Raw genomic sequence first — 19,818 nt, forward strand, 5'->3', positions numbered from 1 at the left:
ATACTAGATTTAAAGAATGAGTATTGTTTTTTATGCAAGTTGTTATTCATTTGTCGCATCTTAATTTCTGAAACTGTATGAAGGAGTTCAAAATGGAAACTGTTTATAACTTTATTAATGGTAAACAAGTGCCAAGCAGAGGGACAAAAGCGCATCCAATTTATAATCCTGCAACAGGTGAGCAAATTCGCCAAGTGATTATGAGTACTCCGGATGATGTAAATGAAGCTATCGAAGTAGCACATAAAGCTTTTGCTGATTGGTCAGCAACCTCTCCGCTACGTCGTGCCCGGATTATGTTTAAGTTTAAAGAACTGTTGGAAAGAGATTGGGATTCATTAGCTCGTTTAATCGTAGAGGAGCATGGTAAAGTTTATTCTGATGCTTGTGGTGAATTGACTCGTGGTTTGGAAGTTGTTGAATTCTCATGCGGTATTCCTCATTTATTAAAAGGTGAATTTTCAGAGCAAGCAGGACGTGGCATCGATATTCATTCATCTTTGCAACCACTAGGGGTAACAGTTGGTATTACGCCATTTAACTTCCCTGCAATGGTGCCAATGTGGATGTTCCCAATTGCATTAGCTTGCGGCAATACCTTCATTTTAAAACCAGCTAAAGCAGATCCTTCCTTATCTATTCGTTTAGCTGAACTGTTAAAAGAAGCAGGTTTACCAGATGGCGTATTTAATGTGGTGCATGGTGATCGTCACGATAATGAAATTTTATTGCGAGATCCGCGTGTTCATGCGGTGAGTTTTGTGGGTTCTACACCAGCGGCAGCGCATGTATATAAAGTTGGTTCAGAATTTGGCAAGCGTGTACAAACTTTTGGTGCAGCGAAAAACCATGCATTAATTATGCCAGACGCAGATATTGAATCTACTGCAAATGCTTTATTAGGTGCCGCATTTGGTGCGGCGGGAGAACGTTGTATGGCATTGGCATTGGCGGTTACGATTGATGATGAAACTGCAGATAAATTAGTGGCAGCTTTAAAACCAAAAGTAGAAGCACTTCGTTATGGTCCAGGTATTCCAAAAGATGGTGAAAAAGAAATGGATTTTGGTCCATTAATTACTCAGCAACATCTCAACAATGTGACAAATTATATTACAACTGGTGTGGAAGAAGGTGCAACACTTCTTGTTGATGGTCGAGGTAAAAAGCCAGTTGGTCATGAGAATGGTTTCTTTATCGGGGGTTCCTTGTTCGATAATGTCACTTCCGATATGGTGATTTATAAAGAAGAGATCTTTGGACCTGTATTAGGTATTGTCAGAGCAAAAAGCTTTGAAGAAGCAATGAAGTTAATTAATGAACACCCTTATGGAAATGGTACCGCTATCTTTACCTCTGATGGTGGTGCTGCTCGTGAGTTTGCATATCATGTTCAGGCGGGAATGGTGGGCATTAATGTGCCGATTCCTGTACCGATGTCATTCCATTGTTTCGGTGGTTGGAAGCATTCATCTTACAGTACCTTGAACGTTTATGGTCCGGATGGTGTTCGTTTTTATACGAAGATGAAAACAACGACAACACGTTGGCCAAATAAATATGTAATTGAAAACGCTGCATTTAGTATGCCGACACTGTAATTAACATAATTTTTTAAATCATAAAGAGGAGATAATTGCGTTGAGGATGTTATCTCCTCTTGTTCTATGCAATAAATAGTAAGGATATCATATGAAACAAGTTCGTATTGGTTTGATAGGTACTGGATATATCGGTCGTTGCCATGCCATTGCTTATGCTCAGGCGCCAACAGTATTTCCACTTGATGCTGAATTGGTTCTGGAATATTTAGCCGAGATTACGCCAGAATTAGCCGAGGAAAAGGCAAAAGAATTCGGTTTTAAACGTTTTACAGGGGATTGGAAGGATATTGTGCAAGATCCAAATGTGGATGTAGTAGATATTTGCACTCCAAACTTTCTCCATAAAGAAATTGCATTAGCGGCTATTGCTAATGGTAAACATGTTTACTCTGAAAAGCCGCTAGCGCTCACAGCAGAAGATGCAAAATTAATGTATGAAGCGGCAAAGAAAGCAAATGTTAAGACCTTGGTTGGGTTTAATTATATAAAAAATCCAACTACTCAATTAGCCAGAGAAATTATTGCTAATGGTGAAATTGGAGAAGTAGTACATTTTTATGGTACTCATAATGAAGATTACCTTGCTAACGAAAATACACCATTGGATTGGCACTGCGTGAAAGAAAAAGCAGGATTAGGTGCATTAGGAGATTTAGCCGCTCATATTGTACAGATGTCTCAGTATTTATTAGGGCAGGATATTCGGGCGGTTATAGGAGATATGCAAACAGTAATTAAAAATCGCCCAAACCCTCATAATTTACAAGAGCGTTTAGATGTTGAGAATGAAGATCAGGCGACAGCATTGGTTCGATTTGATAATGGATGCATGGGCACGATTGAAACATCTCGAATTGCTTGTGGACGAAAAATGGGACTGAGTTATGTCATTACGGGGACAAAAGGTAGTATTTCTTATACTCAAGAAAGAATGGCTGAATTAAAGCTTTATTTACATGATGAAGATCCGGCAAGACAAGGATTTAAAACAATCCTTACTGGACCATTGCATCCGGATTACAGGAATTTTTGTGTGAGCGCAGGTCATGGTATTGGTTTTAACGATCAGAAAACGGTGGAGATCAGAGATTTAGTAAATGGTTTAGCTTCACCTGAAGGTGTTTTATATCCTGATTTTGAAGAAGGATATAAGGTGTCTCGCGTGTTAGATGCAATAGCATTATCGTATCACCAAAAACGTTGGGTTAATGTGGAAGAAATAGCGTAATTCGATGAGGGGCATTCAATTATAGTGCCCCTTATTTTTTTATTATTAATCGGAAGATTTTGCGAATAGTAAATATTTTCGACTAAAAAGTAAGATCTACTTCACACTTTCAAAAAATGACAGTTGCAGAAAATCTTCTTTTAATGATATAGATAGTGTTGGATGATTTATTCCAATTTGTACCTCGATGAAATTTATATTCGCATGCTGTGAGAGTATAGCTGTATTTCAATCTTTGTTATTCGTTTAACTAATAAAGGGAGTAGCATTATGAAAAAAACATTGCTTGCGTTACTTTGCGGTGGAGTTTTATTAACGTCTCAAGCTGTTATCGCTAAAAATGTTGTGATTGGTGCACCAATGGTTGCCTTTTCTGATAAATGGCAAACCTATCTTCAAGATGCCATTCGTGAGTTTGATAAAGCTCATGATGATGTGGAAATTAAACTCGCAGATGCGAATGGTGATCCCGCTCGTTTATTAAATGATGCAGAAACATTTATCGATCAAAAAGTTGATGCATTACTTGTTGTTCCAACAGATCCAAATATTGTTAAGGTTATTGGCAAAAAAGCTAAACGAGCCGGTATCCCTCTCATTATTATCAATCGTAAACCATTAGATGAAGATATGCAGTACGTTACCAGTTATGTAGGATCGGATGAAATCGAAGGTGGACGTATTCAAGCTAACTTTATTGTTGATACCTTAAAAGGTAACCCTGCTGAAGCTGCAATCTTGATGGGACCTTTAGGTCAAGATGCTCAAATTAAGCGTACACAAGGCAATAAGGAAATTTTTGGTCAGCATAAAAATATTAAAATTTTTACTGAACAAGAAGGTAAATGGGATAGAGCTAAAGGCCTAGAAATTGCAGAAAACTTACTTGCGGCAAATAAAAACTTAAATGTTGTTGTTAGTAATAATGATGAAATGGCGATTGGGGCGGTATTAGCTGGCAGAAAATTAGGTCTTAAAGATGAAGATTTAATTATTGTTGGTCTTGATGCAACACCTGATGCATTAGATTATTTAGGTAAAGGATTAGATGCAACAGTGTTCCAATCAGCTGTAGGACAAGGTTCTGCGGGGGCTGAAATGGCCTATCTTGCTGCAAAAGGTGAAAAAGTTCCAGCTGTGAAATGGGTACCTTTTGAACTCGTTACACCAGATAAAAAAGAGGAATATCAAGCGAGATATAAAAAATAGATTTTCTCATCTAAATAACGGAAGGGTGACAACCCTTCCGGTTAAAGCTAAAGAGATTTATTAATGGAGGGATGAACAATGTTAAAAAAGGTATGCATTTTAGTTATTAGTCTCTTTTTTGCCCCAGTTATTTTAGCCAAGTCGATAGTAGTTGGCGTTTCAATGTATAGCCTTGCAGATAAATATCCCACTTATTTGCAGGATTCCATGGATAAGTTTGTCGCCTCCCAATCTAATCTTAAATTTAAATATGCCGATGCGAATGGCGATCCCGCCAAGATGTTAAATGATGTGGAAAATTTTATTGATTCAAAGGTCGATGCTTTGATCATTATGCCAACAGATCAAAAGATCGTAAAAGCCATTGGATTAAAAGCAAGAAAAGCGAAGATTCCTTTAATTGTGGTGACAGTGAAACCGAATGAAGAAGACATGCAATATGTAGCGAGCTACGTTGGTTCTGAAGAAATTAAAAGTGGTGAAATGCAGGGAGAATTTATTGTTAATTCATTGAATGGTAAACCAGCTAAAGCCATTATTTTACTTGGACCATTGGGTTTAGAAGCTCAAATTAAACGAACAGAGGGTAATAAAAAGATCTTTGCACAGCATCCTGAAATTAAAGTGGTCGCAGAACAAGAGGCAAAATGGGATAGAGCTAAAGGGATGGAAGTCGCAGAAAATCTGCTTTCAGCTCACCGAGATGCAAATGTAATTCTGAGTAATAATGATGAAATGGCGATCGGGGCTTTATTGGCTGCGAAGAAACTTGGCTTCAAAGATGAAGACATGCTCATTGTAGGAATTGATGCTACACCAGACGCTTTAGCTTATTTAGGTAATGGCTTGGATGCGACCGTTTATCAATCTGCATCAGGACAAGGACGATTGAGTGCAGAAATGGCCTATAAGGCTGCGCTTGGTGAAGAGATTCCCAAATATAATTGGATTCCTTTTGAATTGGTTACCCCAGAAATGAAGGAACAATATATCAACAAATATAAGGAGTAAATTGACCGCACTTTATAACGTTATTTCCGTATTTATTTTTATCGAGTCAAGGAGTTAAACATGACTAATAGTAATAGCTCAAATTCTCCCTATATTTTAGAAATGAGAAATGTATCGAAAACATTTCCTGGGGTTAAGGCATTAGATCGGATCAATCTCCGAGTCAAGCGTGGAAGTGTTCACGCTCTGATGGGGGAAAATGGAGCAGGTAAATCCACATTGATGAAAATTCTATATGGAATTTATATTCCTGATGAAGGTGGAGAACTTATTCTAGATGATAAACCTTTTAAACCGGGGCGTCCTATTGATGCAATTCGTCGTGGTCTAACTATGGTGCCTCAGGAAATTTCTCCTGCTGCTAATTTGACGATTGCGGATAATTTTTATTTAGGTCGGGAAATAACGAAAGGTAAATTTTTCCTTAATCAAAAAGCAATGAATGAGCAAGCCTCCGCGATTCTAAAAGAGCTTGGTGTGCCGATGGACGTGACAGAAAAAATGTCAGATGTATCGGTAGCAAAAGCTCAGTTGGTTGCGATTGCGACTGCCGTTTCTAATGATGCGAAAGTGATCATTATGGATGAGCCAACAACGGCATTAACTGAAAATGAAGTAGATCAACTTTATCGCATTATTGAAACGGTCAAAGCGAGAGGTATTGCGATTATCTTCATCTCTCACAAATTAGATGAGGTCTTTAGAGTATCTGATGAGATCACGGTAATTCGCGATGGTCAATATGTGGATACGAAGCCAACAAAAGAAGTGACCAAAGAACAACTCATTTCCATGATGGTTGGCCGTGATATGTCAGAAATGTTCCAACGTGAGCGTTTTGAATTATCTGATGAGATTGTTTTAGAAATTAAACATTTTACCCGAGAAGGAAAATATCAAGATATTAATTTTGCTGTACGTAAAGGTGAGATCTTTGGTATTGCTGGATTAGTTGGTGCAGGTCGTTCGGAAATTGTAGAAGGCTTATTTGGTTATAAACCTGCGGATAGTGGTGAGATTTATATTAAAGGCGAAAAAGCGATTATTAATAATCCGCTAGATGCCATGAAGCATAAAATTGGCTTTGTAACTGAAGACAGAAAATTGACAGGCTTGTTCCTAAATCTGAGCATTACAGACAATATGATCATGCCGGAAATGTCGCCTTATTTAGAGAATTTCCTTGTATCTGTTGCAAGAGCACAAAAAACGGCAAATGAACAAAAAACAAAACTCAAAATAAAAGCGCCAAATGTGGATGTGATTACGAATAATCTGTCTGGCGGTAACCAACAAAAAGTATTGCTTGCTCGTTGGTTATTACTAGAGCCTGAAATTTTGATTTTAGATGAACCAACAAAAGGGATTGACGTCGGGGCTAAAGCTGAGCTCTATAAATTGATGGTTGAGTTATCAAAACAAGGTAAAACGATCATTATGATTACGTCAGATATGTTGGAGCTTTTATCAATGAGTGATCGCGTTATGGTTATGCATGAAGGGCATCAAGTTGGCATCATTCCACATACAGAATTGACTCAAGAGCGAGTACTTGAATTGGCTTCGGGTTAGTGTCTATTAATTAGAATGGTTTATTTATTAAGATTAAAAAAGTGAGAGGTTTATTATGGAAAACGTGACACTGAAGAAAATAATTAATGCGTATGGAATGGTCTTAATTTTAATTCTTCTCTTTTTGGCATTGTCTGTTTCAATAGACGGTTTTTTTTCAGCTAGAACAGTATGGAGTATTATCGAACAAGTATCCATGTTTGGTATTATTGCAATTGGTGTAACCTTCATCATTATCACAACGGGTATCGATCTATCATCTGGCTCAGTGGTGGCACTTACAGCAGTCGTTTCAGCTTCAATTGTGACTGGTGGTGATAGCGTATCATCTGCGCTGCTGGCTTTTGCTGCCTCAATTTTAATTGGTGCTTTATTGGGATTGTTTAATGGTGGATTTACCGCGCTTGGTGGCATTCCGCCGTTTATCTCAACTTTAGGTATGATGATTATTGCACGTGGTGCTGCACAGCTTTATTCTGATGGTCGCCCAATTGATGCGTCTTCAGAAGCATTTACCTGGATTGCTGATGTGAATATTTTTGGACTTCCAGGGCTGGTTTTGTTGTATATCTTAATTGTGATTGCTTCTCATATTTTACTTAGCCGTTCAACTTTTGGTCGTCATGTTTATGCAGTAGGTGGAAATCTGAATGCAGCTAAAATTTGTGGTATTAACACAAATAGAACATTAATTTGGGTTTATGTTCTAGGTGGAGCATTATCTGGATTAGCAGGCGCTTTACTCGCATCACGAACCTATGCGGGTAACCCATCTTACGGTTTAGCTTGGGAGCTTGATGCTATCGCGGCAGCCGTTATTGGTGGAGTTTCTTTAAGTGGTGGCTTCGGTACTATTCCAATGTGTGTGATTGGAGCTTTAATTATCGGTACCACCAATAAAGGCTTAAATATGTTAGGTGTGGACCCATACTGGCAGCAAATTGTTAAAGGGGCGATTATTGTAATCGCAGTATTACTTGATACTTTAAAACGTCGTAAAAAAGGGTAATGGAGACAAATACCCATTGATTTCAGAAAAGGCTACCTATGGTAGCCTTTTTTATTGGCATTAAGATTTAAAGCATAAAGAGAATACATGTATGCGTTTTTATTAAGAAAAGTGCGGTCAAAAAAAGGGCGTTTTTGAAATGATGTAGTAATTATCTGAAATGCTAAGTGGACTTATTAAGAACTAAATCTCTATGGTAAATGAGGGAATGTTTCCCACCATTTTTTGTCGTTTTAGGATATGAAAAGAGACCTAAATTTCTTTAGGTCTCTTTCCATATTTATATGTTTAGTTCTAAGCAATTTCTGCTAATTTAACTGGGCGTCCTTCATCTAATGAACGTTTAGCCGCAAGAGCGATAATTACCGGTTGTAATCCATCATTACCATTCACTAAAGTCGGTTTGTCGTTTACTACGGAATCAACAAAACAAGCCATTTCGTCAGCAAAAGATTGCATATAACGTTCTAAGAAGAAGTATTTAGGTTTCTCGGCAATCACACCGGCTTCACAGGAATAAACCGCAGTAGAATCGGTATCATTGCGAGTTTGCACCGCCCCTTTTGAGCCGAATACTTCTGCTCGTTGATCGTAACCGTAAACAGCTTTTCGACTATTATCGATCACGCCAATAGCACCGTTAGCCAGTTTTAAGGTGATAACAGCGGTGTCGATATCGCCAGCTTTACCGATTTCTGGATTGACTAGTACGCCACCAGCTGCGTACACTTCTACAACCTCACTACCAGATAAATAGCGAATCATGTCGAAGTCGTGAATGGTCATGTCGAAGAACATTCCACCAGATACTTTTACATATTCAATTGGTGGTGCATCAGGGTCACGCGAGGTCACTCGAATTAAGTGCGGTTCACCAATATCACCATTTTCTACACGAGTTTTAATCGCTTTGAAGTTATGGTCAAAGCGGCGATTAAAGCCAACTTGGAATTTCACGCCAGCTTTTTCTACTTCTGCTAACACTTCTTTGATGCGATTGACATCTGCATCAACTGGTTTTTCGCAGAAAATGTGTTTGCCTGCTCGAGCGGCTTCAATAGAAATAGGCGCATGGGTATTGGTAGATGAACAGACTAATACAGCATCAATTTCAGGATCTTGTAGAATTTGTTTGTAATCCTCATAAACATGAGCAATGCCCATGCCTTTCGCCCATTGTTTGAGCTCATCCGTCACTTTGACGTCAGAAATTGCTTTAATTTCAGCACCTTTCACATATTTTGTAATACTTTCAGAATGTACGCGACCAATACGACCGGCGCCGATAATACCTACTTTAATCATAATTAGATCCCCGCTGTTTCTTTAATGTATTTACGGCCTTTGACGGCGTATTCAAATGGGTTGGCTATGGCTGGGTCTTGTTCTGCCTCAACCACCATCCAGCCTTTATAATTGTGTTTTTCAAGAATATCAAAAATTGGTCTGAAATCGATTACACCATCACCTGGTACGGTGAATGTGCCTTTGCGAACACCTTCTAAAAAGCTAAGATCATTTGCTTTTACTTCAGCAACGACTTCATCACGCACATCTTTTAAATGCACGTGGCAAATTCGGTCTATGTATTTTTCTAATACGTCTAGCATCGCTTTTTGTGAGCCTTCAGAATAATAGATATGACCTGAATCAAATAACAAATACACGTCATCGTTAACGACAGCCATATATTTATCAATTTCAGCTGGCGTTTGAATACCAGTGCCCATGTGATGATGTAGGCATACTTTCATGCCTTTTTCGGCGGCTAATTTGGCTAGTTCATTATAGCCCTCAGCAAGGAGCTGCCATTCTTCTTCAGTAAAAACAGTTTTTTCTTTAAAAACAGCTTTTGTTGTGCCTTGGATACTACGGCTTTGTTCAGAACAGCCAATAACCTTGGCTCCCATAGCATGAAGGAAATCTCGATGTTTAATGAATTCTTTGATCGTTTCTTCTTTTTTGCCATCTACAAAAAAGGTACTAAACCAAGCATTACAAATTTGAATTCCACGAACACTCAATTTGTGTTTTAGCACTTCCACATCGCGCGGATATTTATTTCCGACCTCGCATCCAGTAAAACCGGCCAGCGCCATTTCACTAACACATTGTTCAAAGGTATTTTCTTTGCCAAGATCAGGCATGTCATCGTTAGTCCAACCAATTGGCGCGATACCTAATTTCACGTTTTCAGCTTTCATAGTATTTCCTTCTCGAAAGAGTGGTTAAATTGGAGATAAATCAAGTCTTTGACTAATAGCGTCTCGCTTCGTTAATGTGTTTCACACTATTTTCATGAGCTTTACGGATAGTCTCTTTTTCAGAAACCTCTGCTACGCCGACGTGCCACCAGCTACCATAGCCATGGATCATGGTTTTTGGTAGTACTTTGATATCAATTAAGGTGGAAACATTTTGTTTTTTAGCATCGGCTAAGGCGGCGTACAATTCTTCTTCTGTTGTAACTTTGTAGGTCTTACATCCGTAAGAAGCTGCGTTCATGGCAAAATCGACAGGTACGAATCCACCATCTAATTTGTTGGTTTGTGGATTTCTGAAACGGAATTCTGTCGCAAAGCTATCCATACCATTGCCGATTTGTAAGTTGTTAATACATCCGTTAGTCATATTGTCGAATAACACGACATTAATTTTTTTATTTTCTTGTACGGATGTGACAAGTTCAGAATGAAGCATCATATAAGAACCATCACCTAATAAGGCATAAACCTCTTTTTCTGGTTGAGCTAATTTTGCTCCTAAAGCCGCATTGACTTCATAGCCCATACAAGAATAACCATATTCTAAATGGTAGGTATTTTCGCCTTTAGATTGCCACGCTCTTTGTAAGTCGCCAGGTAAGCTACCAGCCGCCCCTACAATGATATCGTTTTCACCTAAGGTCTCATTGAGAATGCCTAGAACACGGCTTTGTGTTAAGCAAGATTGAGTGAGCTTAATAAATTCCTCATAAACTTTTTCTCGATCTAAGGCATCATTCACTTCTGGGATGAAATCTTTTTCAGTGTAAGTCGCGTGATAAATACGTTGTAATTCCTGTTTAAATTGCGCTTTAGCTTCACTAATTGAATTGCCCCATTGCGCACGATAGCGATAACCTGTTGGCGATAGAAGTGCGGTCAGTTTTTCTAGGGTTTCTTTAGCATCAGCCACCACTTGGACACCATCTAATTTATAAGCATCAAAACGGGCAATGTTAATATTTAGGAATTTCACCTCTGGATTTTGGAAGATCCATTTAGAGGAAGTAGTGAAATCTGTATAGCGAGTACCAATACCGATAATGAGGTCCGCCTCTTTTGCCAAGAGATTAGCGGCTAAACAACCTGTTTCGCCTACACCGCCAACGTTAAAACTATATTCAGAAACAACCGCACTTTTACCCGCTTGAGTCTCTGCAAAAGGAATATGGAATGTTTCTGCAAAGTGCTTGAGTTGTTCTGCGGCTTCTGAATAACGCACACCACCACCACAAATAATTAATGGTTTTTTCGAGCTCATAATAAGCTCAATAGCAGATTTCAACATCGGCTCAGTTGGTAGTGTTCTTTCAATTCTGTGAACCCGTTTTTGTAGAAAATATTCAGGGAAATCATAGGCTTCAGCTTGAACATCTTGAGGTAACGCAAGAGTTACTGCACCGGTATCTGCTGGGTCAGTTAATACTCGCATGGCATTAATACAGGCAGTCATCAATTGCTCAGGACGGCTAACACGGTCCCAATATTTGCTTACTGCTTTAAATGCATCATTTGTGCTAATGCTTAAGTCATGAAATTGCTCAATTTGTTGTAAAACAGGGTCTGGTTGGCGGGTTGCAAACACATCACCCGGTAAAAGAAGAAGTGGGATACGATTGGCTGTTGCGGTTGCTGCTGCTGTAATCATATTAGCAGCACCAGGCCCAACAGAAGAGGTGCAAGCATAAATTTTTTTACGTAGATTTTGCTTTGCAAAACCAATGGCCACATGGGCCATACCTTGTTCATTACGCCCTTGACGAACGATGAGATTACCGCTGTCTTGTTCTAATGCTTGACCAATGCCTAATACATTGCCATGTCCAAAAATACCAAAGATACCTTCAACAAATTTAGTGACTTTACCGTCAAACTCAATATATTGATTATCAAGGAATTTTATTAGCGCTTGTGCCACAGTTAGTCTTACAGTTTTCATTGTAATCTCCTTTTAGGGTAACTTGCATTAGTGCTAGTATATAAGCATTCTTCTAATTTTAAATATTTTTGAAATAAAAATTTCATTTTTGAGACATAGATCAAACTTTTTTTAGCACGAGAATTCGATTTTATAAATGAAGGTTAGACAGTGTAGTAAACAGGATTGTTTTAGATGTAGTAGAACAGTTTTTAGATATTGATTTTGTGATTAATGTCTAAAAAATGAAATTTCGTTATTGCTTTTTTTGAAATATATGTTTCAATTTGTGTTAGCGAAGCAACTTTATTAATTAGAAGGAATGGCATTATGAAAACGGTAGAAAAAACACTAGACCTCATTTGTCTCGGTCGCGTAGCTGTTGATCTTTATGCACAACAAATTGGTGCAAGATTAGAAGATGCATCTTCTTTTTCCAAATATCTAGGTGGATCTTCAGGTAATGTTGCCTATGGAACTGCTGTGCAAGGTGTGAAATCCTCAATGCTAGCACGTGTTGGGGATGAGCATATGGGCCGTTTCTTGCGTGAAGAATTACAGCGTGTTGGCGTAGATACCAGCCATCTTATTACGGATAAAGAACGCCTAACCGGACTTGTCATTTTAGGTATTAAAGATCAGGACACATTCCCATTAATTTTCTATCGTGAAAATTGTGCCGATATGGCTATTACAAAAGAAGACTTTGATGAAAGCTATATTGCCTCTGCTAAAGCATTAGCTATAACAGGGACTCATTTATCCCATCCGAAAACCAGAGAAGCCGTGTTAACCGCATTAGAGTATGCTGGTAGAAATAATACGAAACGCTTGTTAGATATTGATTATCGCCCGGTATTATGGGGACTAACTTCTCTTGGTGATGGTGAAACTCGCTTTATTGATTCAGAAGCTGTGACAAAATCGTTACAAGAAGTATTACATCATTTTGATGTACTCGTGGGTACCGAAGAAGAATTTCATATTGCTGGAGGTTCAACTGATACATTAACCGCACTTAAAAATGTGCGTAAGTTCAGCCATGCTGTTTTGGTTTGTAAACGTGGCGCATTAGGTTGTTCAGTATTTGAAGGGGATATCCCTGATGATTTGGATGGCGGGTTAAATGTTTATGGTGTGAGAGTGGAAGTACTGAACGTACTTGGAGCAGGTGATGCATTCATGTCAGGACTCATTCGAGGTTACATTAATAATGAAGGTTGGGAACAATCTTGTCGTTATGCCAATGCTTGTGGTGCATTAGTGGTATCTCGCCACGGTTGTGCTCCGGCAATGCCTACAAAAGCCGAGTTAGATAATTACTTAGCTCGAGCAGAATCAGTACCTCGTCCAGATTTAGATCCACAATTAAATCATTTACATCGAGTGACAACCCGAAAAGCAAAATGGGATAATTTATGTATCTTTGCTTTTGATCATCGCAAACAGTTAGTTGATCTCGCTGAGAAATGTGGTGCAGATGTCAAACGAATTCCTAAATTGAAACAACTTCTCTTACAAGCTGCAGAAAGAACAGCACAAGAAGAGGGGATTTATGATGGACAAGCAGGAATTCTTGCTGATACTACTTTTGGGCAAGCTGCATTAAATGAAATTACGGGTAAACATTGGTGGATTGGCCGTCCAATTGAACTTCCTGCTTCTCGCCCATTACGTTTGGAATATGGTGATTTAGGTAGTCAATTAGCAAGCTGGCCACAAGAACATGTGGTGAAATGTTTGGTCTTTTACCATCCGAAAGACAGTATTGAAATGAAAACAGAGCAAGATGCAACATTAAAACAAGTGTATCAAGCTTGCTGTCGAACAGGACATGAATTGCTATTAGAAGTGATTTTACCTTTAGATATGGAACAAAATGAAGCATACTATGCTGAAATTATTACGCATTTCTATCATTTAGGCATTAAACCAGATTGGTGGAAATTACCAGGTGTTTCAGCAAAAGCTTGGGCGCATATTAGCGAAGTCATTCAAGCAAATGATCCATATTGCCGTGGAATCTTGATTTTAGGTTTGGATGCACCGGAAGATAAGTTTAAAGCAGTATTTGATGCATCAACCAATGCACCTTTAGTCAAAGGTTTTGCTGTAGGACGAACAATTTTCGGGCAACCATCAGGAGAGTGGTTAAGTGGAAAATTAACAGATGATGAGCTTATTGCTGAAGTGAGCGAAAGATACAGAAGACTCATTAAGCTTTGGAAATCTCGTCAATAATTGTAAATGTAAAATGCCCCATCTTGGGGCATTTTTATTATTTGGTGTTTTTATCTTTTTCTTTTTCTAAACCTAATACAATTGCAAGTGTTTGCACTAAGGTCATTGTTGAACACTGAGAACGGAAGCCGAGTACTTGTGCTTCTTTGATAACAAATGCAATATCACTGAATGCGAGTAATGGGCTAATTTGGCTATCTGTAATAGAAATTTGTTTAACCCCTTTTTTAGCACAAACCTTACTAATATTAACCGTTTCAGCTGCATAAGGTGAGAAACTAATTGCGACAACAACGTCTCCTTCTTTGACTTGATTAAGCTGTTCATCAAACATTCCACCTAATCCATTAATTAAAAAAGAACGACAATCTAAGTGTTGTAAGGCATAGTTTAAATAGCAGGCAGCACTAAAAGAACGCTTTAATCCAATGATAAAAATATTATTGGCCTCTTTGAGAATTTTGGCTGCTTCATTAATTTGTTCATTTGTGGTTTGTTCGGCTAACTGATGTAACGCTTGGCTATTGGCTTGTGAGAAAATAGTCAAAATATCTTCTGGTGATTCTTCACCTTCTGATTTAGCAATTTTATGTGAAAGTTGAAGTCTTTCCGTGTAATTAGTGGTTTTTTCCATAAGATTTTCACGGAAGATTTGTTTCATTTCGTTAAAACCGGAAAAACCGAATTCAGAAGCAAAACGAATAAGCGTTGAAGGGGGAACATCAGCTTTTTCTGCAATAACGGCAACGGTATCAAAAACAATACTGTCGCTATTATCTAAGATATATTTTGCAACTTGTTTAAGTCTTTTACTTAAACTATCGTAACGAGTTTGTATTTCTGTTTGTAAATTGGTTAATTGAGATTTTTCTTTCATATAAAGTTATTTTTAGAATAAATGTTCGCAGATCTTATAGAGATGAACGAAAAATTCAAGAAAAAAGTGCGGTCAAAAATGACCGCACTTTTATTTCTTCACTTTAGTACTTTTAAATTACAAACCTAATACGGCAAATAACACCCAAACAGTGTAAATGGTTGCTAGACCGTAGAAGATAAATCCGCCTGCAGGCACGTGAATTTTAAGATCGTGCATCGCGTGGTGGATACGGTGTAAACCACACCACATTGGGAAAATTGTTAAAACTAAGATAACTAATTTTCCGATCCAAGAATAAGCGAATGTAATTAGGTTATGTGGATCAATTAATCCAAATGGTAACAATAAACCAAGGATTAAGATTACCACAGGGAAGAAAATCGCACTGACAGTCCCGCCAGCACCAAACATCAACCATACTGGTGGTTCACCAGAGCGTTTTGGATTTTGTTCGACCATTTTTTCTCTCCCTACATATAAACTAAAATTAATGCGATAACACTAATCACCGCTGTAACTGCCCAAAGTGCATTTCTTAACACGTGATGTGGTAAACGTTCATTTTTAACAATGATGTTCATCACTTTTGGTGTCATCACGAAATAAGTTGCAGTGTGATATAAAGTCGCAATTAATGTAATGATATTTAAGATCACCACAATTGGATTTCTTAAGAAGCCAATGAAATCAACAATACCTAAGCCTGGTATAGGATTGCTTGCAAGGCAAAGTACACCATAAAGCAATACGATACAGAACCATACGGCAAAGATAGAAGTTGCTTCACGCACCATATAAGCTTTGTAGAAATCCAATTTTTGCCACCAAGTAGCCGTCATTGGGCGAACATATTTTTTACGTTTACTTACTGTTACTGACATATTCTTCCCCTTAGCCTTTTGGTTTTAGCATTGAGATAACATAATCTTTGGCACTTTCCACTTTGCCTTGGTTAATTGCAGAAGCTGGATCCACGTGTTTTGGACACACTTCAGAACAATAACCGACGAAAGTACAGCTCCAAACACCGTTTTTACCATTTAATAATGGCATACGTTGTGCTTTACCATGGTCACGGTTATCAAGGTTGTAACGGTGTGCCATTGTAATTGCAGCTGGGCCTAAGAATTCAGGGTTTAAACCAAATTGCGGACAAGCGGCATAGCATAAACCACAGTTGATACACATTGAGAATTGACGATATTTTTCAAGCTGTGCCGGAGTTTGTTTAGTACGGCTTACTTGCAATTCTTTCGATGGATGTGGTTTACCATCTAATGCTGGCGCTTCGTTACCAATAATATAAGGTTTAATTGCCTCTAAACTTTCGATGAAGTGGCTTAAATCCACCACTAAGTCGCGTTCAATAGGGAAGTTTGCTAATGGTTCAATACGCATGTGGCCGCTGTAATCACGTAAGAACGTTTTACAAGCCAATTTTGGTTTGTTATTGACCATCATCCCACAAGAACCGCAGATCGCCATACGGCAAGACCAACGATAAGAAAGAGACGGTTCAAGTTTATCTTTAATATAACCTAACGCATCTAAAAGAGAGGTTTGGTTATCATAAGGTACTTGATAAGAGCTTAAATGTGGCTCTTGATCGTTTTCTGGGTTGTAGCGTAATACTTCAACAGTCATTACCGGTGAATTAGCCATTTGCTTGCTCCTTAGCTTTCGCAGCCGCTTCTGCCGCTTCTGCTTCAGCACCATAAACACGTTTTGCTGGTTGAGATTTAGTGATTTTCACCGGACTGTATTCAATACGCGGTGCATCATCGCCATTGTAGTAAGCAAGGGTGTGTTTTAAATAATTCACATCATCACGTTCAGTGTAGTCTAAGCGTTGGTGTGCACCACGAGACTCTTTACGTTCAATTGCAGAGTTTGCAATAGATTGTGCCACATCAAGGATGTAACCTAATTCTACTGTGTAAAGCACATCGGTATTGAATACGCTTGAACGGTCTGTTACACGGATACGTTTATAACGTTCTTTAAGCTCAGCAATTTTATCTACTGCTTTTTGCATGCTTTCTTGGTCACGGTAGATACCACAACCTTCTTCCATTACGGTACCCATTTCATCACGGATTTCAGACCAAGATTCATTACCTTCTTGGTTATAAAGTGCTTCAAGGCGAGCCACAACATCTTGAGCTTGCGCATCAACTGCTGCACGATTTGCAGGTTGCGCTTCTGCTGCACGTTGTGCGGCATATTCACCCGCAACACGGCCTAAAACCACTAATTCTGCAAGCGAGTTAGAACCTAAACGGTTTGCGCCGTGTAAACCAGAAGACGCACATTCACCCACAGCAAATAACCCTTTAATGCGAGTTTCGCTGTTGTAATCCACTTCGATACCACCCATAGTGTAGTGAACAACTGGACGAACAGGGATTGGTTCATTAACTGGGTTTACACCCTCATAAGCACTTGCCAATTCACAAATGAATGGAAGACGTTCATGTAAATATTTTTCACCTAAGTGACGTAAGTCAAGGTGAACCACATCGACACCTTTTGCCGTTTTTAAGGTGTTGCCTTTTCTCCATTCTTGCCAGAATGCTTGTGAAACTTTATCACGCGGACCAAGTTCCATATATTTGTTTTCAGGTTTACCGATTGGGGTTTCAGGACCTAGACCATAATCTTGTAAATAACGGTAGCCGTTTTTATTCACTAAGATACCGCCTTCACCACGACAACCTTCAGTCATTAAGATACCGGTGTTTGGTAAGCCGGTTGGGTGATATTGGACGAATTCCATATCACGAAGAGGGACACCGTGACGATATGCCATTGATAAACCATCACCAGTTACGATACCGCCGTTGGTGTTGAATTTAAATGCACGACAACCACCACCCGTTGCAATCACAACCGCATTTGCGTTGATTTGAACAAGTGAACCTTCCATCATATTCATCGCCACCATACCGCGAGCATGACCATCATCAACTAAGATGTCTAAAACGAAGTGCTCGTCAAAGCGTTGAATTTGTGGATATTGAATGGATGTTTGGAAAAGAGTATGTAATAAGTGGAAACCGGTTTTGTCTGCCGCGAACCAAGTACGTTCGATTTTCATCCCACCGAAACGGCGCACGTTCACATCACCATCTGCTTTACGGCTCCAAGGGCAGCCCCAACGTTCAAGCTGAGTCATTTCCACTGGAGAATGTTCAACGAAGTATTCCACCACATCTTGTTCACATAACCAGTCACCACCGGCAACGGTATCGTGGAAGTGTTTATCGTAGGAATCTTCCTCTTTAATTACTGCGGCCGCACCACCTTCTGCTGCAACCGTATGGCTACGCATAGGATAAACCTTAGAAACTAATGCGATCTTTAAGTTAGGGTTTGCTTCTGCTGCTGCAATTGCTGCACGTAAACCGCCGCCACCGGCACCAACAATAGCAATATCGACATTAACCGTTTGCACGATATCCTCCAATCAATAGAAAGTAAAAAAATAAAATGCCCTAAATAAATAGGGGATATATTGCCATTCTGCCATTTTTGTTTACAAATTAGTAACCTTTTTTCTGGAATAAACGGATAAAATATCAAAAGTGTGATCTAACTCAAAAAAGTTACTTTTTTTATATTTTTTAGATGATAACCGTTTTCGTTTAAGAATGATTTAGTCGGATTATTGAGTTAAAAATCGCTCTTGTTTACAATAGTCTTATTCATTTTAAAGGTGAAAACGGAGAAAAAAATGACCGCACTTAGCGATAAAAAAACAGAATGGCAACCTTCTGCATCAATTCAAAACTTATTGGCGCGTGCCAAAATCATTGCAGATATCCGCCAGTTCTTTACTGAACGTGGATTACTAGAAGTGGAAACGCCCGTTTTAAGTGAATTTGGCGTAACGGATCTTCACCTTTCCACCTTTAATACAGAATTTGTTGCCCCTTTTGATGAGTTGTCGAAAACGCTGTGGCTTTCTACCAGCCCGGAATATCACATGAAACGTTTATTAGCGGCAGGAAGTGGACCGATTTTTCAAATTGGCAAAGTGTTTCGTAATGAAGAAGCAGGTAATCGCCATAATCCAGAATTTACCATGCTTGAATGGTATCGACCGCACTTTGATATGTACCGCCTAATGAATGAAGTGGATGATTTATTACAACAGATCCTCGATTGCAAACCTGCAGAAACCTTAAGTTATCAATTTGTCTTCCAAGAATATGTAGGATTAGATCCATTATCAGCGACTCGTCAAGAATTAGTAGAGGCAGCGCGTAAGCACAACTTTATGGCAGATGAAGATGAAGATCGTGATACTTTACTACAATTTTTATTCAGCGAAGTGGTAGAACCTAAAATCGGACAAGAAGCGCCTGTTGCCGTTTATCATTTCCCTTCTTCCCAAGCAGCGCTTGCACAACTTAGCCCAGAAGATAGCCGCGTGGCAGAACGTTTTGAGTTCTATTATAAAGGCTTAGAGTTAGCCAACGGTTTCCATGAGCTCACCGATGCGCGTGAACAGCAACATCGCTTTGAGCAAGACAACCGCCTACGTGAAAAAGCTGGCTTGCCACAACGTGAAATTGATCATCGTTTACTGGCGGCATTACAAGCAGGAATCCCCAATACATCAGGCGTGGCTTTAGGTGTCGATCGTCTAATTATGATTGCATTAGGCGCTGAAAGTATTAAAGAAGTGATTTCATTTTCGGTGGAATGTGCTTAAGTTTATATAGTGTGCGTTACTCACTCTTACCTAAAAATGATTTCAATTTGTACCGCACTTTTTTTGATTTAGATAAATATTTATGTAAAAAAGTTACATAAAATTGTTAGTAAGATCACACTTTATTATTTTGCACTTTGCGATCACCCCCTAACGTTATCATAA

Annotated in this window: 16 protein-coding genes; 8 read left to right on the forward strand and 8 right to left on the reverse strand. The window is 38.9% G+C overall.

Translation table 11 applies throughout. The features are described 5' to 3' along the window. The first annotated feature begins 92 nt into the window (after nt 1–92). The 6 genes from PARA_RS04760 to PARA_RS04785 all read left to right on the forward strand — a co-directional run bounded on the left by PARA_RS04760 (nt 93) and on the right by PARA_RS04785 (nt 7,633). On the forward strand, nt 93–1,601 hold the full coding sequence (locus PARA_RS04760; RefSeq protein WP_014064777.1) for a CoA-acylating methylmalonate-semialdehyde dehydrogenase: 1,509 nt from the start codon (nt 93–95) through the stop codon (nt 1,599–1,601). 91 nt (nt 1,602–1,692) lie between these two features. Next, on the forward strand, nt 1,693–2,832 hold the full coding sequence (locus PARA_RS04765; protein ID WP_014064778.1) for a Gfo/Idh/MocA family protein: 1,140 nt from the start codon (nt 1,693–1,695) through the stop codon (nt 2,830–2,832). A gap of 270 nt (nt 2,833–3,102) precedes the next feature. Further along, entirely contained in the window at nt 3,103–4,041 is a 939-nt protein-coding gene (locus PARA_RS04770) for a substrate-binding domain-containing protein (protein ID WP_014064779.1), read from the forward strand. A gap of 78 nt (nt 4,042–4,119) precedes the next feature. Further along, a complete protein-coding gene (locus tag PARA_RS04775; protein ID WP_014064780.1) occupies nt 4,120–5,052 on the forward strand; it encodes a sugar ABC transporter substrate-binding protein in 933 nt (310 codons plus the stop codon). A 60-nt stretch (nt 5,053–5,112) separates the two neighbouring features. Continuing rightward, nucleotides 5,113–6,624, forward strand: coding sequence for a sugar ABC transporter ATP-binding protein (locus PARA_RS04780; protein ID WP_014064781.1), 1,512 nt, complete (start codon nt 5,113–5,115; stop codon nt 6,622–6,624). 55 nt (nt 6,625–6,679) lie between these two features. Continuing rightward, nucleotides 6,680–7,633 carry an ABC transporter permease gene (locus tag PARA_RS04785; RefSeq protein ID WP_014064782.1) on the forward strand — a complete coding sequence of 318 codons (954 nt, stop codon included), beginning with the start codon at nt 6,680–6,682 and terminating at the stop codon, nt 7,631–7,633. Nucleotides 7,634–7,927: 294 nt separating this feature from the next. Here the strand turns inward: PARA_RS04785 and iolG are convergent, their stop codons facing one another. The 3 genes from iolG to iolD are packed head-to-tail and all read right to left on the reverse strand — an operon-like array spanning nt 7,928 to nt 11,836. Next, nucleotides 7,928–8,938, reverse strand: coding sequence for an inositol 2-dehydrogenase (gene iolG, locus PARA_RS04790; RefSeq protein ID WP_014064783.1), 1,011 nt, complete (start codon nt 8,936–8,938; stop codon nt 7,928–7,930). Nucleotides 8,939–8,940: 2 nt separating this feature from the next. Then, complete coding sequence (gene iolE / locus PARA_RS04795; protein WP_014064784.1) at nt 8,941–9,837, reverse strand: myo-inosose-2 dehydratase; 897 nt, start codon at nt 9,835–9,837, stop codon at nt 8,941–8,943. Between the two features lie 52 nt (nt 9,838–9,889). Then, on the reverse strand, nt 9,890–11,836 hold the full coding sequence (gene iolD / locus PARA_RS04800; RefSeq protein WP_014064785.1) for a 3D-(3,5/4)-trihydroxycyclohexane-1,2-dione acylhydrolase (decyclizing): 1,947 nt from the start codon (nt 11,834–11,836) through the stop codon (nt 9,890–9,892). A gap of 309 nt (nt 11,837–12,145) precedes the next feature. Between iolD and PARA_RS04805 the strand changes: the two genes are divergently transcribed. Next, a complete protein-coding gene (locus PARA_RS04805) occupies nt 12,146–14,056 on the forward strand; it encodes a bifunctional 5-dehydro-2-deoxygluconokinase/5-dehydro-2-deoxyphosphogluconate aldolase (RefSeq protein WP_014064786.1) in 1,911 nt (636 codons plus the stop codon). Between the two features lie 37 nt (nt 14,057–14,093). Here the strand turns inward: PARA_RS04805 and PARA_RS04810 are convergent, their stop codons facing one another. The 5 genes from PARA_RS04810 to frdA all read right to left on the reverse strand — a co-directional run bounded on the left by PARA_RS04810 (nt 14,094) and on the right by frdA (nt 18,390). Next, on the reverse strand, nt 14,094–14,933 hold the full coding sequence (locus PARA_RS04810; protein WP_014064787.1) for a MurR/RpiR family transcriptional regulator: 840 nt from the start codon (nt 14,931–14,933) through the stop codon (nt 14,094–14,096). A gap of 117 nt (nt 14,934–15,050) precedes the next feature. After that, entirely contained in the window at nt 15,051–15,395 is a 345-nt protein-coding gene (gene frdD / locus PARA_RS04815) for a fumarate reductase subunit FrdD (RefSeq protein WP_014064788.1), read from the reverse strand. Between the two features lie 11 nt (nt 15,396–15,406). After that, nucleotides 15,407–15,817, reverse strand: coding sequence for a fumarate reductase subunit FrdC (frdC, locus tag PARA_RS04820; protein ID WP_014064789.1), 411 nt, complete (start codon nt 15,815–15,817; stop codon nt 15,407–15,409). A gap of 10 nt (nt 15,818–15,827) precedes the next feature. Further along, nucleotides 15,828–16,598 (reverse strand): succinate dehydrogenase/fumarate reductase iron-sulfur subunit, encoded by a 771-nt coding sequence (locus PARA_RS04825; RefSeq protein WP_005696861.1) that lies wholly within the window; start codon nt 16,596–16,598, stop codon nt 15,828–15,830. Beyond that, entirely contained in the window at nt 16,591–18,390 is a 1,800-nt protein-coding gene (frdA, locus tag PARA_RS04830) for a fumarate reductase (quinol) flavoprotein subunit (RefSeq protein WP_014064790.1), read from the reverse strand. Before frdA ends, PARA_RS04825 begins: the two co-directional genes overlap by 8 nt. A gap of 279 nt (nt 18,391–18,669) precedes the next feature. Between frdA and epmA the strand changes: the two genes are divergently transcribed. Then, on the forward strand, nt 18,670–19,653 hold the full coding sequence (gene epmA / locus PARA_RS04835) for an elongation factor P--(R)-beta-lysine ligase (protein ID WP_014064791.1): 984 nt from the start codon (nt 18,670–18,672) through the stop codon (nt 19,651–19,653). Nucleotides 19,654–19,818 lie beyond the last annotated feature (165 nt).

Source organism: Haemophilus parainfluenzae T3T1, assembly GCF_000210895.1.
Lineage (GTDB): Bacteria > Pseudomonadota > Gammaproteobacteria > Enterobacterales > Pasteurellaceae > Haemophilus_D > Haemophilus_D parainfluenzae_A.